Below are 14,050 nucleotides of genomic sequence, written 5' to 3' on the forward strand. Positions count from 1 at the left end.
ACCGTTCGCCGTGCCGAAACGGTGGCTCACGCACCGCCCGCCCCGGGCGCCCCGGACCAGCGGTGCGTCAGCCACCTTCTGCCGCAGCGAAACGGTGGCTGACGCACCGCCCGCCGCCCGGCGCGTCATGCGCGCACCGCCGCGGCAACGGAGGCAAGACCGGGGCGCGCGGGATGCGGGACTGGTCTCGTGGTCGTCGAGGCCCGCACGGTCACCCGGCAGGCACATGCCTTGAACTCCGGCATCCGGCTCGACGGGTCGAGCGCGTCGTTGGTGAGCCGGTTGGCGCCGACCCAGTGGAACGGCACGAAGACCGTGTCGGGGCGGATCGTGTCGACCACGCGCGCCGGCGCCTTGAGCTCGCCGCGGCGCGTGGTGACGACGACCGGCTGCCCGTCGTACGCCCCGATCCTCGTCGCCAGCATCGGGTGCAGCTCGACGAACGGGCCGTCGTCGGGGAGCTCGGCGACCCGGCGGGTCTGGGCGCCGGACTGGTACTGCGCGAGCACCCGGCCCGTCGTCAGGTGCAGGGGGTACGCCGGGTCGACGGGCTCGGCCGGGCCGCGGTGCTCCACCGCGACGAACCGGGCGCGGCCGTCGGCGTGCGCGAAGCGCTCCTCGAACATCCGGGGCGAGCCCCAGAAGACGCCGTGCTCCTCGCGGATCCGGTCGTAGGTGATGCCGGAGTAGTCGGCCCGCCCGCCGGCGGAGGCCCGGCCGAGCTCGGCGAAGACCTCCTCGGGGTCGGTCGCGAAGTCGTGCCCCAGGCGCGCGGCGATCCCGGCGATCACCTCGAGGTCGCTGCGGACACCGTGCGGTGGCTCGACGGCCTGCTGGCGCAGGACGACCCGGCCCTCGAGGTTGGTCATGGTGCCGGTCTCCTCGGCCCACTGCGTGACCGGCAGGACGACGTCGGCCAGCGCCGCGGTCTCGCTCATCACGATGTCGGCGACGACCAGCAGGTCGAGATCCTGGAGGCGCCCGGTGACGTGGGTGGCGTTGGGCGCGGAGACCACGATGTTGGAGCCGAAGACCAGCAGCGCCTTCGGGCCGTCGTCGGTGCCGAGGGCGTCGAGGAGCTCGTACGCCGACCGGCCCTTGCCGGGGATCGTGTCGGCGTCGACGCCCCAGACCCGCGCGACGTGGGCGCGCGCCTGCGGGTCGTCGATCATCCGGTAGCCCGGGAGCTGGTCGGCCTTCTGCCCGTGCTCGCGCCCGCCCTGGCCGTTGCCCTGCCCGGTGAGGCAGCCGTAGCCGGCGTACCGCTTGCCGGGCATGCCGAGCGCCAGCGCCACGTCGATCCAGGCGAGCACGGTGTCGGTGCCCTGCGCGTGCTGCTCGGCGCCGCGGGCGGTGAGCACCATGACCTTCTCCGCGCTCCCGATCAGCCCGGCCAGCGCGCGGAGCTCGCCCGCGGACACCCCGGTCACCCGCTCGACCCGCTCGGGCCACCAGGCGGCGACCGACCGCTGGACGTCGGGCCAGCCGTGGGTGCGCGCGGCGACGTACGCCTCGTCGACGGCGCCGGTGGCGTCGAGCAGGTGCAGGAGGCCGAGCGCGAGCGGAAGGTCGGTGCCGGGCACCGGCTGGAGGAACGTGTCCGCGCGGTCGGCGGTGGCGGTGCGGCGCGGGTCGATGACGACGACGTGGCCGCCGTTCTGGCGCAGCCGGTCGAGGTGCCGGGCCGCCGGCGGCATGGTCTCGGCGAGGTTCGAGCCGACCAGGACCAGCACGTCGGTGTGCTCGAGGTCGGCGAGCGGGAACGGCAGCCCGCGGTCGACGCCGAAGGCGGTGTTGGACGCCGACGCGGCCGAGGACATGCACCAGCGGCCGTTGTAGTCGACCTGGCTGGTGCCGAGCGCGACCCGGGCGAGCTTGCCGAGGTGGTAGGCCTTCTCGTTGGTCAGGCCGCCGCCGCCGAAGACGCCGACGGCGTCCTCGCCGTGCTGCTGCTGGAGGTCCCGGAGCCGCGCGGCGACGTGGTCGAGCGCCTCGTCCCACCCGGCCGCCCGCAGCTCACCGCTCGCACGGTCGCGCAGCAGCGGCGTGGTGAGCCGCTCGCGGTGGCCGCGGAGCCCGGTCGCCGTCCAGCCCTTGCGGCACAGCGCCCCCTGATTGACGGGGAACTCCGGCCACGGCTGCACCTCCAGGCGCCGACCGACCCGGGCCAGGGTCATGCCGCACTGGAGCGAGCAGTAGGGGCAGTGCGTCGTGGTCATTCAGACCCCGGCGACCGCGAGCTCGCGCGCCTTGACGGGCTGGCGGAGGTACACGGTGAAGGTGACCAGCGCACAGAGCACGTAGAAGCTCGTGAACACCATGAACGCGCCCTTGGTCGCGGCCAGCGGGTCGTCGACCCACGGGGAGCTGAACGCGATCGGGATCAGGAAGCCGCCCATCGCGCCGACCGCACCGATCACGCCGAGCGCGGCGGAGGACTGCTTGGTGGCCGTGGCGAGGGCGGCCGCGCGCTCCGGCGTACCCGCCTCGGTCGTGGCCTCCGCCTCGCGCCGCCAGATGGCGGGGATCATCTTGTACGTCGATCCGTTGCCGATGCCGGTGGCCGCGAAGATCAGCAGGAAGAAGCCGAGGAACCACGGGAACCAGGACTGGTTGGCGGTCGCGATGGCCGGATCGGCCGTGGGGTTCGGGGTCAGCTGGGTGAGCGTCCAGAGGACGGCGAGCGTGAAGACCACCATCGCGGAGAACGCGCCGAGCGTGACCCGCGCACCGCCGTACCGGTCGGCGAGCCAGCCGCCGAACGGGCGGGTCAGCGAGCCGATCGCCGCGCCGAGGAAGGCGAAGTAGGCGAAGTAGATGCCGGTGCCGAGCGGCGCGGGCTCGGGCACCCAGAAGTTGAGCTTGATCAGCAGCGGCATCGCGGCCGAGTAGCCGATGAACGAGCCGAAGGTCCCGATGTAGAGGAACGCCATGATCCACGTGTGCCGCTTGCGCACGACCGCGAGCTGCTCGCGCGGCTTGCCGGTCGCGGAGGTGAGGTTGTCCATCCAGAGGTACGCCGCGACCGTGGCCAGGACCGCGAGGCCGGCGTAGACGAAGCCCGCCGTCTCCAGGTGGATGCCGCCGCCGGAGGCCTGCACGAGGCCGAAGATCCCGGCGCCGCCGACGATGACGGGCAGCAGCAGCTGGATGATCGCGACGCCGGCGTTCCCGCCCGCGGCGTTGAGGCCCAGCGCCGTGCCCTTCTGCCGCGCCGGGTAGAAGAAGTTGATGTTGGCCATCGAGCTGGCGAAGTTGCCGCCGCCGAAGCCCGCGGTCGCGGCGATCAGGCAGAAGACCCAGTACGGCGTGCCGGGGTCCTGCACCGCGACCGCGAAGAGCAGCGTCGGGATCAGCAGCAGCGCGGCGCTGATCATCGTCCAGTTGCGGCCGCCGAACCTCGGCACGGCGAACGTGTACGGCAGCCGTAGCAGCGACCCGACCAGGTTCGGCAGGGCCACCAGCAGGAACAGCTGCTGCGGCGTGAACGCGAACCCCATCTGGAGCAGGAACGCCGAGCTGACGCTCCAGATCAGCCACACCGAGAACCCGAGGTGCTCGGCGAAGATCGACCAGATCAGGTTGCGCCGCGCGACCTGCTTCCCGCCGTTCTCCCAGAACTCCGGGTCCTCGGGACGCCAGTCGTCGATCCACCGTCCCTGCTGCGTGCTCGTCATGGATCCAATCTCGGCAGCGCACGTAACACCTGCACCCGGCCGGCGTACCGGCGAGGTCAACTTCCCCTCACGGCCTCACACCCCTCACGACCTCACGCCCCTGAAACCCTCACCCCCTCCCGCCGAGTCGGCGCTGTCTCAGCCTCCGCCCGCCGAGTCGGCGCTGATTCACCATGAATCTGCGCCGACTCGGCGTCTAGCGGACGGTGCCTGGCCGGTGTGACCGCTCGTCGCGCGAGACCGACCGCTCAGCGACGGCGTGGACCCGTTCGGCGCGGAGGAGGCATCGAACCCTCGGCAGCCGGGCACCGGGTCCCTACGGTGACGGCCATCACATCTGCCCGAGACGAGGTGTCCAGTGACGAATGTCCAACGCGAGCCGCATGACCAGGCGGCTCGGCACGACCCCGCCTACGACCGGCTGCACGAGGAGCCGGAGTTCACGCGTCTGCGCCAGGCCTACCGCTCGTTCGTGTTCCCCGCGACGGTCGCGTTCCTGACGTGGTACCTGCTCTACGTCGTGTTGAGCATGTGGGCGCACGACCTCATGAGCAAGGAGATCGTCGACAACATCAACGTCGCGCTGGTCTTCGGCCTGCTCCAGTTCGTGACGACGTTCCTGCTCGCGTGGCTCTACAGCCGGTACTCGACCAGCAGGCTGGATCCGCTCGCCCGCAAGCTCGACGAGCAGTACCTCGACCTGACCCGGAAGGAGCGCTGACGTGGACAGCGACCAGGCACTCACCACCACCCTGTTCCTCCTCGTCGTCCTCCTGACCGTCGGGATCACCTTCTGGGCGAGCCGGCAGACCAAGGGCGCCGCGGACTTCTACGCCGGCGGTCGCGGCTTCTCCGGCGTCCAGAACGGCCTCGCGATCGGCGGCGACTACATGTCGGCGGCGTCGTTCCTCGGCATCTCGGGCGCCATCGCGCTCAGCGGGTACGACGGCTTCCTCTACTCGATCGGGTTCCTGGTCGCATGGCTCGTGGCCCTGCTGCTCGTCGCGGAGATGCTGCGCAACTCGGGCCGCTACACGATGGCCGACCAGCTCGCGTTCCGCATGCGCCAGCGCCCGGTGCGTACGGCGGCCGCCACCTCGACCGTCGTCGTCTCGATCTTCTACCTGCTCGCCCAGATGGTCGGCGCGGGCGCTCTCGTGGCGCTGCTGCTCGGCGTCGAGGGAGACGCGGCCAAGAACGTCACGATCTTCATCGTCGGCGCGCTGATGATCTTCTACGTCACCGTCGGCGGCATGAAGGGCACCACCTGGGTGCAGATCGTCAAGGCGGTCCTGCTCATGGGCGGCTCGGCGCTGATCGTCGTGCTGGTGCTCGCGAAGTTCGGCTTCAACCTCTCCGACCTGCTCGGCACCGCCGCCTCCAACAGCGGCAAGGGCCAGGCGTTCCTGGAGCCCGGGCTGAAGTACGGCGTGTCCACGACGAGCAAGATCGACTTCCTCAGCCTGGGCATCGCGCTGGTGCTGGGCACCGCGGGCCTGCCGCACATCCTGATCCGCTTCTACACGGTGCCGACCTCGCGCGACGCCCGGAAGTCGGTGCTGTGGGCGATCGGCCTGATCGGCACGTTCTACCTCTTCACGCTGGTCCTCGGCTTCGGTGCCGCGGCCCTGCTCTCCTCCGACAAGTACGCCGAGGTCGCGGCCACCGGCGGCAACCTGGCCTCGCCGCTCCTGGCCGAGGCGGTCGGCGGCGGCGAGGGTTCGACCGGCGGCGCGGTGCTGCTCGCGCTGATCTCGGCGGTCGCGTTCGCGACGATCCTCGCCGTGGTCGCAGGCCTCACCCTCGCCTCGTCGGTGAGCGTGGCGCACGACCTCTACAACAGCGTGGGCAAGCGCGGCACGGCCACCGAGGCGCAGGAGCTCCGGGTCACCCGGATCGCGGCCTGCGTGATCGGCCTGATCGCGATCCTGCTGGCGATCCCGGCACAGCGCCTCAACATCGCCTTCCTCGTCGCCCTCGCCTTCGCGATCGCGGCGTCGGCCAACCTGCCGTCGATCCTCTACAACATGTTCTGGAAGCGCTTCAACACCCGCGGCGCGGTCTGGAGCATCTACGGCGGCCTGATCTCGTCGGTCGGCCTGGTGATCTTCTCGCCGATCATGTCCGGCAAGGGCGTCGACCCGGTCAGCGGCAAGAACCTCTCGCTGCTGCCGACGAGCATCGACATCTCGTGGTTTCCGCTGGAGAACCCCGGCATCGTGTCGATCCCGCTGGCCTTCTTCCTCGGCTGGCTCGGGACCGTGACGTCGAAGGAGCCGGCGGCCGAGGAGCGCTACACCGAGCTGGAGGTCCGTGCCCTCACCGGCGCGGGCGCCGAGCAGGCCGTCCAGCACTGACCCCCATCCCCTCGGTACCCGCCACGTCCTACTGTGGCGGGTACCACTACTTCCGCACCCGAACACGCAGGAGCAACTGTGAGCACTGAGTCGTCTGAGAGTGGAACGCTGTCCAACCTCCTCAAGGAGGACCGCCGGTTCGAGCCGCCGGCCGAGATCGCGGAGAACGCCAACCTCAAGGCCGAGGCCTACGACCGGGCCCGCGAGGACCGTGAGGCGTTCTGGGCCGAGCAGGCCGAGCGCCTGGACTGGGACACGAGGTGGGACCGGGTCCTCGACTGGGACGACCCGCCGTTCGCCAAGTGGTACGTCGGGGGCAGGCTCAACGCGGCGTACAACTGCGTGGACCGGCACGTCGAGGCCGGCCGCGGCGACAAGGTCGCGCTGCACTGGGTGGGCGAGCCCGAGGACGACACCCGCGACATCACCTATGCCGAGCTCAAGGACGAGGTCTCGAAGGCAGCGAACGCGCTGACCGAGCTCGGCGTGCGGACCGGCGACCGGGTCGCGATCTACCTGCCGATGATCCCCGAGGCGGTCGTGGCGATGCTGGCGTGCGCGCGCATCGGCGCCCCGCACACCGTGGTGTTCGGCGGCTTCTCGGCCGACGCGCTCGCGTCGCGGCTCGAGGACTGCCAGGCCAAGGTCGTCGTCACCTCCGACGGCGGCTACCGCCGCGGGTCCGCGTCGGCGCTGAAGCCGGCAGTGGACGAGGCCCGCACGAAGACCGCCAGCAGCGGGCACGTGGTGGAGAAGGTGCTGGTCGTCCGGCGTACCGGCCAGGATGTCGAGTGGGACGACGCCGTCGACGTGTGGTGGCACGACGCGGTCGACGGGGCATCGGCCGATCACACGCCGGAGGCGTTCGACAGCGAGCACCCGCTGTATGTCATGTACACCTCGGGCACCACCGGCAAGCCGAAGGGCATCCTGCACACGACGGGCGGCTACCTGGTCGGCACGTCGTACACGCACTGGGCGGTCTTCGACCTCAAGCCCGAGACCGACGTCTACTGGTGCTCGGCCGACATCGGCTGGGTCACCGGCCACTCCTACATGGTCTACGGGCCGCTCGCGAACGGCGCCACGCAGGTGATGTACGAGGGCACGCCCGACAGCCCCGAGCGCGGCCGCTGGTGGAAGATCATCCAGGACTACGGGGTGACGATCTTCTACACCGCCCCCACCGCGATCCGTTCGTTCATGAAGCAGGGCCGGGAGATCCCCGACCGCTTCGACCTGTCGTCCTTGCGGATCCTCGGGTCGGTCGGCGAGCCGATCAACCCCGAGGCGTACGTCTGGTACCGCCACGTCATCGGCGGCGACCGCACCCCGGTCGTGGACACGTGGTGGCAGACCGAGACCGGCGCGATCATGATCAGCCCGCTGCCGGGCGTCACCGCCGGCAAGCCGGGCTCGGCGATGACGCCGATCCCGGGCGTCGCCGCCGAGGTCGTGGACGAGGAGGGCAAGGCGGTCCCGAACGGCTCCGGCGGCTACCTCGTGCTCACCGAGCCGTGGCCCTCGATGCTCCGCACGATCTGGGGCGACGACGAGCGGTTCAAGGACACCTACTGGTCCCGCTTCGCCAAGGAGGGCTTCTACTTCGCCGGTGACGGCGCCAAGAAGGACGAGGACGGCGACTTCTGGGTCCTCGGCCGGGTCGACGACGTCATGAACGTCTCGGGCCACCGGCTCTCGACCACCGAGATCGAGTCCGCCCTCGTCTCCCACCCCAAGGTCGCCGAGGCCGCGGTCGTCGGCGCCAAGGACGAGGACACCGGCCAGGCGGTCTGCGCGTTCGTCATCCTGCGCGAGGAGGCCGGCGACGGCGGCGAGGACATCGTGCAGGAGCTGCGCCAGCACGTCCGCAAGGAGATCGGCCCGATCGCGACGCCGCGGCAGATCATGGTCGTGCCCGAGCTCCCCAAGACCCGCTCCGGCAAGATCATGCGCCGCCTCCTGCGCGACGTCGCCGAGCACCGTGAGGTCGGCGACGTCACCACCCTCGCCGACAGCTCCGTCATGGACCTCATCAGCAAGGGCGTCGACTCGGGCAAGGGCGAGGACTGAGGTTGCTTCACGTCCCGGGGCGTCCCCAGCGGGGGCGCCCCGGGAGCTGCGCCGAGACCCGCTTGTAGGGTGGACCACGGTGCGCCGGGAAGTCTGGTCGGCAGTCTGACGTCGACCCCCGAGGAGCACCATGGCGCAGCGTCGTCCGCCCGGCCGCCTGTTCGCCCGCGGCTCTCTGCGCGAGACCTCGCGGATCGCCGACATCCTGCGCGCCGAGACCACCGGTGGCCTGCTCCTGATCGTCGCGGCCGCCGTCGCCCTCGTCTGGGCCAACAGCCCCTGGGCGGATGCCTACTTCGACCTGCGTGACCTCACCATCGGCTGGGACGGGTGGTTCCACCTCGACCTCACGCTCGGTGCCTGGGCGGCCGACGGACTGCTGGCGATCTTCTTCTTCGTGGTCGGCCTCGAGCTCAAGCGCGAGTTCGTGGCCGGCGACCTGCGGGACCCCCGGCGTGCTGCCCTCCCGGTGGTCGCGGCGATGGGTGGCATGGTCGTCCCGGCCGTGGCGTACGTCCTGTGGAACCTCGGCGCGGACGGCGACCTCGACGGCTGGGCGATCCCCACGGCCACCGACATCGCGTTCGCGGTCGCCATCCTGGCCGTCATCAGCACGCACCTCCCGGCCGGGCTGCGGACCTTCCTGCTGACGCTCGCGGTGGTCGACGACCTGCTGGCCATCACGGTGATCGCGGTCTTCTACACCGAGGAGCTGCAGCCTGCGTACCTCCTCGCGGCCCTGGTGCCGATCGGGTTGTTCGCGGCGCTCGTGCAGCGCCGGATCCACTATGGCTTGCTGCTCCTCCCGTTGGCGGTCGCGGCGTGGGTCCTCGTACACGAGTCCGGGGTGCATGCGACCGTCGCCGGCGTCCTGCTCGGCTTCGCCGTGCCGGTCCTGCGCTCGGACGGTCACACCGGCCGCGGCCTCGCGGAGCATCTTGAGCACCTGGTCCGGCCGATCTCGGCCGGAGTCGCCGTGCCGGTCTTCGCGTTCTTCGCCGCGGGTGTCGCGATCGGCGGCCTGGAGGGGCTGAAGGGGGCGCTCACCGATCCCATCGCACTCGGCGTGCTCACGGGACTCGTGCTCGGCAAGCCCATCGGCATCGCCGGATCGACCTGGTTGCTGGCTCGCCTGACCCGCGCTGAGCTCGACGACCAGCTGAGCTGGCTCGACGTGATCGGGATGGCGATGCTGGCCGGCATCGGGTTCACGGTGTCGCTGCTGATCGGTGAGCTCGCCTTCGGCAACGGGACCGCGGCCGACGACCACGTGAAGGTCGCGGTGCTCACCGGCTCGCTCGTGGCCGCTCTGGTGGCCACGGGCCTGCTCCGGGCCCGCAACCGGGTCTACCGGCGGCTGTGTGAGATCGAGGAACGTGACAGCGACCTCGACGGGATACCAGACGTGTACCAGAGAGACGACCACACGGACTGAATCGGTAGGGTGACGCGCATGGCTAGCAACGAGGTCCAGAACCAGGATCCGACCATCGGCCGTCTGGTCCACGACGCCACGCGGGACATCTCCTCGTTGGTCCAGAAGGAGATCCAGCTCGCCAAGTCCGAGCTGAAGGTCAGCGTGAAGGCCGGCGGCACCGGCATCGGCCTCTTCGCCGGCGCCGCGTTCGTCGCCGTGCTGGCGATCATCATGCTCTCGGTCTCGATCGCCTACTTCATCCACTGGAACGGCGACGGCCTCGCGCTGCACTGGGCGTTCCTGATCGTCTTCGGCCTCTACCTGCTGATCGCGGGCCTGCTCGGCTTCGTCGGCGTGCGCCAGGTCAAGAAGGTCCGTGCCCCGGAGCGCGCCATCGGCCAGGGCAAGGAGATCCCGAGGGCCCTCAAGGGCCAGGCCTAGCCGGCGTAGCGCCGCCGACTCACCCCGCGCATCCGCCCGTCGACACCTCGACCGAGCTGCCGCGGCCCGCGTCGGCCGCCGCCTTCACCTGGTCGGCGGTGAGCGCGTAGCCGGTGTCGTGGTCGGTGACCGACGCCGCGAAGACCACGCCGGCGACGGCGCCGTCGGAGGTGACGATCGGGCCGCCGGAGTTGCCGGGCAGGATCCGGCCGCGCAGCGAGAACACCTCGCGGATGACCGCCCCGCTGCCGTAGATGTTCGGCGAGCGGAGCCGCTGCTCGGCACGCACGCGTGCCGGCTCGACGTGGTACGGGCCGTCCTGGGGGTAGCCCAGGATGGCCACGCCGTCCTGGGCCTGGACCGTGGGGTCGAAGGCCAGCGGGGCGATGTCGCCGCTGTCGAAGGCGAGCACGGCGACGTCGATGTCGGGGTTGTAGTAGACGGTCTCGGCGTCGACGCTCTCGTCGCCCACGACCACCTCGGGGTCGTCGATGCCCGCGACGACGTGCGCGTTGGTCATCAGCCGGTTGTCGGCGTACACGAAGCCCGAGCCCTCGACGCCGCGGTCGCACTCGTTCGTGCCGCGGATCTTGAGGACGGCAGGCTCCGCACGCTCGACGTCGGGATCGGCCAGCAGCCGCTGCGGCCCGGGGCCGACCTCGACGATGCGCTCGGGGGCGAACGGCTCGAGGTAGCGCGGGAAGAAGCTGGTGCCGACGACGTCGTTGAACGCCCGGAGCGCGTTGCCGGCCGAGGCGGGCAGCACCTCGTCGACCTCGGCGAGGACGGTCGACTCGCGCACGAGCGGGGTGATGCCGCCGATGCGCGAGCCGGAGATCGCGACGCCGAGCGCCCACGCGACGAGCAGCACGGCGAACGCGCTGAGCAGCGCGCCGCCGACCGCGTCGAGGGCGCGGGCCGGCTGCCAGGTGATCTGGTCGCGGATCCGGCTGCCGGCGAACTGGAAGGTCGCCTGCCCGAGTGAGGCCGCGAGGATCACGATGAACAGCGCGCCCAGCGACACCATCAGCGACGGGTTCGCGTCGCCGAGCGCGACCGGGGCGAGCCAGACGCCGAAGAGCCCGCCGAGCAGCAGGCCGCCGGTCGCGAAGGCGCCGGTGATGAAGCCCTGCCAGTACCCCGAGAGCGCGTACGCGAGCACGAGGACGACCAGGAGCCAGTCGAGCAGGTTCATGCGTCGTCGTCCTCGATGTCGAGCAGCCGGGTGCGTCGGGGGTCAGCCTGCAGCATGTAGGCGGGAAGGTCGCGGATCCGCGTCTCGTCCCACGGACGCGTCCACCCGAGGAAGTCGAAGAGGCGGGCGATGATCCCGCCGGTGAACCCCCACAGGATGACGTCCTTGTCGGGCCCGATCAGGAAGCCGGGGCTGCGGTAGTCGATCCGCGGGTGGCGCACCATCACGCGGTGCTCGGGGTCGAGGAGCTCCTCGATCGGGACGTGGTGGATGGCGTGCACCTCGGCCGGGCTGACCACCCGCACCTCCGCCGGCTCACGCCACCAGCCGAGGATCGGCGTGACCGCGAAGTTGCTCGGCGGCAGCCAGAGCTCGGGCAGCCGCCCGAACACCTCGACGCCGGCCGGCTCGACCCCGATCTCCTCCTCCGCCTCGCGCAGCGCGGCCTCGACGTCGGTCTCCCCGGGGTCGATCGATCCGCCGGGGAACGAGACCTGGCCGGGGTGCGACCGCATGTCGTGCGCGCGCTCGGTGAGCAGCAGCTCGCCGCCCTGGGCGCCCTCGCCGAACAGCATCAGCACCGCGCCCCGGCGCGCGGCGCCACCCGGTGGCGGGGTGAACCTCGTCAGGTCGTCGGCCGAGATCGCGGCCGCGCCGGCCCGGACGGGCTCGAGCCAGCCGGGCAGCGCCCCGCCCGGCAGCTCCCCGCTCACAGGTCGGTCCCGAGGTGCTCGTTGGCGAGCTCGACGAGCTCGGCGGTGTCCTCCACGCCACCGGGGACGACCTCCACGTCGCCATCGGCGTCGAGGAAGATCAGCCACGGCACGCCGCGGATGACGGGGAGCGGGTCCTCGGCGTTCAGGTCACCGCCGGGGTCGGCGACCAGCGGGTAGGTGACGCCGAGCCGGCCGGCCAGCTCGATGGCCGCGTCGGGCTGCACGTCCTGGTAGTCGACGCCCAGGACGCCGACCCGGTCGCCGTACCGCTCGTAGAAGTCCTGGAGCGCCGGCATCTCCTTCTTGCACGGGCCGCACCACGACGCCCAGAGGTTGACGACGAGCGGGCCCTGGAGGCCGGCCAGGTCGACGTCGGGGCCGCCGCCCAGGCAGGGCAGCGTGAGGTCGGGCAGGCCGCCGTCGGTCGCGTCGCCGGGGACGCACTCCTCGACCGCGGTCTCGCTCTTGAGCGCGCGCAGCTGGGCGGTGTCGACGTCGACCGTCGACTCCCCCGGCGATGCGGCGGGGTCGTCGGTGCAGCCGGACAGGAGCAGCAGGGCCGCGACGAGCGCGGCCGGGACGACACGCCTCATGCCCTGCCCTCGGTCTTCACCAGCTTCGCCGCCGCGACCGGGTCGGTCGGGCCCTCGCCGTACGACGGACACCACCTCGCCACCGGGCAGGCGCCGCACGCGGGGTTGCGCGCGTGGCAGATCCGGCGGCCGTGCCAGATCAGGTGGTGGCTGAGCATGGTCCAGTCCTTCTTCGGGAAGAGCTCGCCGATGGCGTGCTCGACCTTGACCGGGTCGGTCTCCTCGGTCCAGCCGAACCGGCGCGCCAGCCGCCCGAAGTGGGTGTCGACGGTGATGCCCGGGATGTCGAAGGCGTTGCCGAGCACCACGTTGGCGGTCTTGCGGCCCACACCGGGCAGCTTGACGAGATCCTCGAGGCGCGGCGGGACCTGGCCGCCGTGGTGCTCGACCAGCGCGGCGCTGAGCTTGAGCAGCGACTCGGTCTTGGCGCGGAAGAACCCCAGCGGGCCGACGATGCCCTCGAGCGTGGCGCGGTCGGCCGCGGCCATCGCGCGCGCGTCGGGGTAGGCGGCGAAGAGCGTCGGGCGGACGGCGTTCACGCGCCTGTCGGTGGTCTGCGCGGACAGCACCGTGACGACGAGCAGCTGGAAGGGGTCGTCGAAGTCGAGCTCGCACCGCGCGTCGGGGTAGGTCTCGCCGAGCACCCGGTCGATCTTCCGGGCTCGCCGGACCAGGCCGGTGCGGGTCTCGGCGTCGACGGGGGTGGCGGACACGGCCCCAAGCGTACGGCGGGACGCGGACACCGCCGATTCGAGCCGATCGCGTCCCATCCCGGAGCGGCTGGTTCCTGTGAACTAGCCCACTGGTTAGGATTCGGCAACGTACCCGTGTGCTGCGGGTCGCTCGGCTAGGAGGATTCGTGGACAACGACGTACTGCGTCAGGCCCCGCTGTTCAGCGCGCTCGACGACGAGGCGGCGACGGCGCTACGGGCCTCCATGGCCGAGACGAAGCTGCGCCGCGGCGACGTCCTCTTCCACGAGGGCGACTCGGGCGACAAGCTCTACATCGTGCTCGACGGCAAGGTGAAGCTCGGCCGCACCTCGTCCGACGGCCGGGAGAACCTCCTCGCGATCCTCGGCCCCGGCCAGATGTTCGGCGAGCTGTCGCTCTTCGACCCGGGCCCGCGCTCGGCGACCGTGACCGCGGTGACCGACGCGTCCTTCGCCTCCCTCTCCCACGAGGACCTCCTGCGCTGGCTCGAGGGCCGCCCGGTCGTCGCCCGCGGCCTCCTCACCCAGCTCGCCGGCCGGTTGCGCAAGGCGAACGACGTCGTCGCCGACCTGGTGTTCTCCGACGTCCCCGGTCGCGTCGCCAAGGCGCTGCTCGACCTCGCCGACCGCTTCGGCCGCACCGCCGACGACGGCGTCCACGTCCACCACGACCTCACCCAGGAGGAGCTCGCCCAGCTGGTCGGCGCCTCCCGGGAGACCGTGAACAAGGCCCTCGCCGACTTCGCCTCGCGCGGCTGGCTGCGCCTCGAGCCCCGCTCGGTCGTGATCATGGACGTCGAGCGCCTGTCCCGCCGCGCCCGCTGACCGTCGAGTTGGGCCCCGCTCCCCGTTGAGTTGGGCCGTACTCA

12 protein-coding genes are annotated in these 14,050 nt (G+C 71.5%); 6 read left to right on the plus strand and 6 right to left on the minus strand.

Annotated features, from left to right (window positions below; genetic code table 11):
* Positions 1-125 precede the first annotated feature (125 nt).
* On the minus strand, positions 126-2,219 hold the full coding sequence (locus ACYQ0U_RS13140) for a molybdopterin oxidoreductase family protein (protein WP_459973542.1): 2,094 nt from the start codon (positions 2,217-2,219) through the stop codon (positions 126-128).
* A complete protein-coding gene (locus ACYQ0U_RS13145) occupies positions 2,220-3,677 on the minus strand; it encodes an MFS transporter (RefSeq protein WP_459973545.1) in 1,458 nt (485 codons plus the stop codon).
* Positions 3,678-4,035: 358 nt separating this feature from the next.
* Between ACYQ0U_RS13145 and ACYQ0U_RS13150 the strand changes: the two genes are divergently transcribed.
* From ACYQ0U_RS13150 to ACYQ0U_RS13170, 5 genes are all read left to right on the plus strand, one after another.
* On the plus strand, positions 4,036-4,398 hold the full coding sequence (locus ACYQ0U_RS13150; RefSeq protein WP_459973547.1) for a DUF485 domain-containing protein: 363 nt from the start codon (positions 4,036-4,038) through the stop codon (positions 4,396-4,398).
* A gap of 1 nt (position 4,399) precedes the next feature.
* Complete coding sequence (locus ACYQ0U_RS13155; protein WP_459973549.1) at positions 4,400-6,034, plus strand: solute symporter family protein; 1,635 nt, start codon at positions 4,400-4,402, stop codon at positions 6,032-6,034.
* A gap of 78 nt (positions 6,035-6,112) precedes the next feature.
* On the plus strand, positions 6,113-8,107 hold the full coding sequence (gene acs, locus ACYQ0U_RS13160) for an acetate--CoA ligase (RefSeq protein ID WP_459973551.1): 1,995 nt from the start codon (positions 6,113-6,115) through the stop codon (positions 8,105-8,107).
* A gap of 130 nt (positions 8,108-8,237) precedes the next feature.
* The gene (gene nhaA, locus ACYQ0U_RS13165) at positions 8,238-9,542 is read left to right on the plus strand and encodes a Na+/H+ antiporter NhaA (RefSeq protein WP_459973553.1); all 1,305 of its coding nucleotides are present in this window, start codon (positions 8,238-8,240) and stop codon (positions 9,540-9,542) included.
* An 18-nt stretch (positions 9,543-9,560) separates the two neighbouring features.
* Positions 9,561-9,965, plus strand: a complete 405-nt coding sequence (locus tag ACYQ0U_RS13170; protein ID WP_459973555.1) for a phage holin family protein — start codon at positions 9,561-9,563, stop codon at positions 9,963-9,965.
* 19 nt (positions 9,966-9,984) lie between these two features.
* On the opposite strand, the gene ACYQ0U_RS13175 is transcribed toward ACYQ0U_RS13170, so the two are convergent.
* Genes ACYQ0U_RS13175 through nth form a run of 4 tightly spaced genes read right to left on the minus strand, consistent with a single transcriptional unit; the run spans position 9,985 to position 13,239 of the window.
* Entirely contained in the window at positions 9,985-11,160 is a 1,176-nt protein-coding gene (locus tag ACYQ0U_RS13175) for a MarP family serine protease (protein WP_459973557.1), read from the minus strand.
* Positions 11,157-11,873 carry an NUDIX hydrolase gene (locus tag ACYQ0U_RS13180; protein WP_459973559.1) on the minus strand — a complete coding sequence of 239 codons (717 nt, stop codon included), beginning with the start codon at positions 11,871-11,873 and terminating at the stop codon, positions 11,157-11,159. The genes ACYQ0U_RS13175 and ACYQ0U_RS13180 overlap by 4 nt, the downstream gene beginning before the upstream one ends.
* Positions 11,870-12,469 (minus strand): TlpA family protein disulfide reductase, encoded by a 600-nt coding sequence (locus ACYQ0U_RS13185; RefSeq protein WP_459973561.1) that lies wholly within the window; start codon positions 12,467-12,469, stop codon positions 11,870-11,872. The genes ACYQ0U_RS13180 and ACYQ0U_RS13185 overlap by 4 nt, the downstream gene beginning before the upstream one ends.
* Positions 12,466-13,239: an endonuclease III gene (nth, locus tag ACYQ0U_RS13190; RefSeq protein ID WP_459973563.1), complete on the minus strand. Its 774-nt coding sequence runs from the start codon at positions 13,237-13,239 to the stop codon at positions 12,466-12,468. The genes ACYQ0U_RS13185 and nth overlap by 4 nt, the downstream gene beginning before the upstream one ends.
* An 89-nt stretch (positions 13,240-13,328) precedes the next feature.
* Between nth and ACYQ0U_RS13195 the strand changes: the two genes are divergently transcribed.
* Positions 13,329-14,006 (plus strand): Crp/Fnr family transcriptional regulator, encoded by a 678-nt coding sequence (locus ACYQ0U_RS13195; protein WP_459973565.1) that lies wholly within the window; start codon positions 13,329-13,331, stop codon positions 14,004-14,006.
* The last annotated feature ends 44 nt before the right edge of the window (positions 14,007-14,050 follow it).

Source organism: Nocardioides pyridinolyticus, assembly GCF_054653575.1.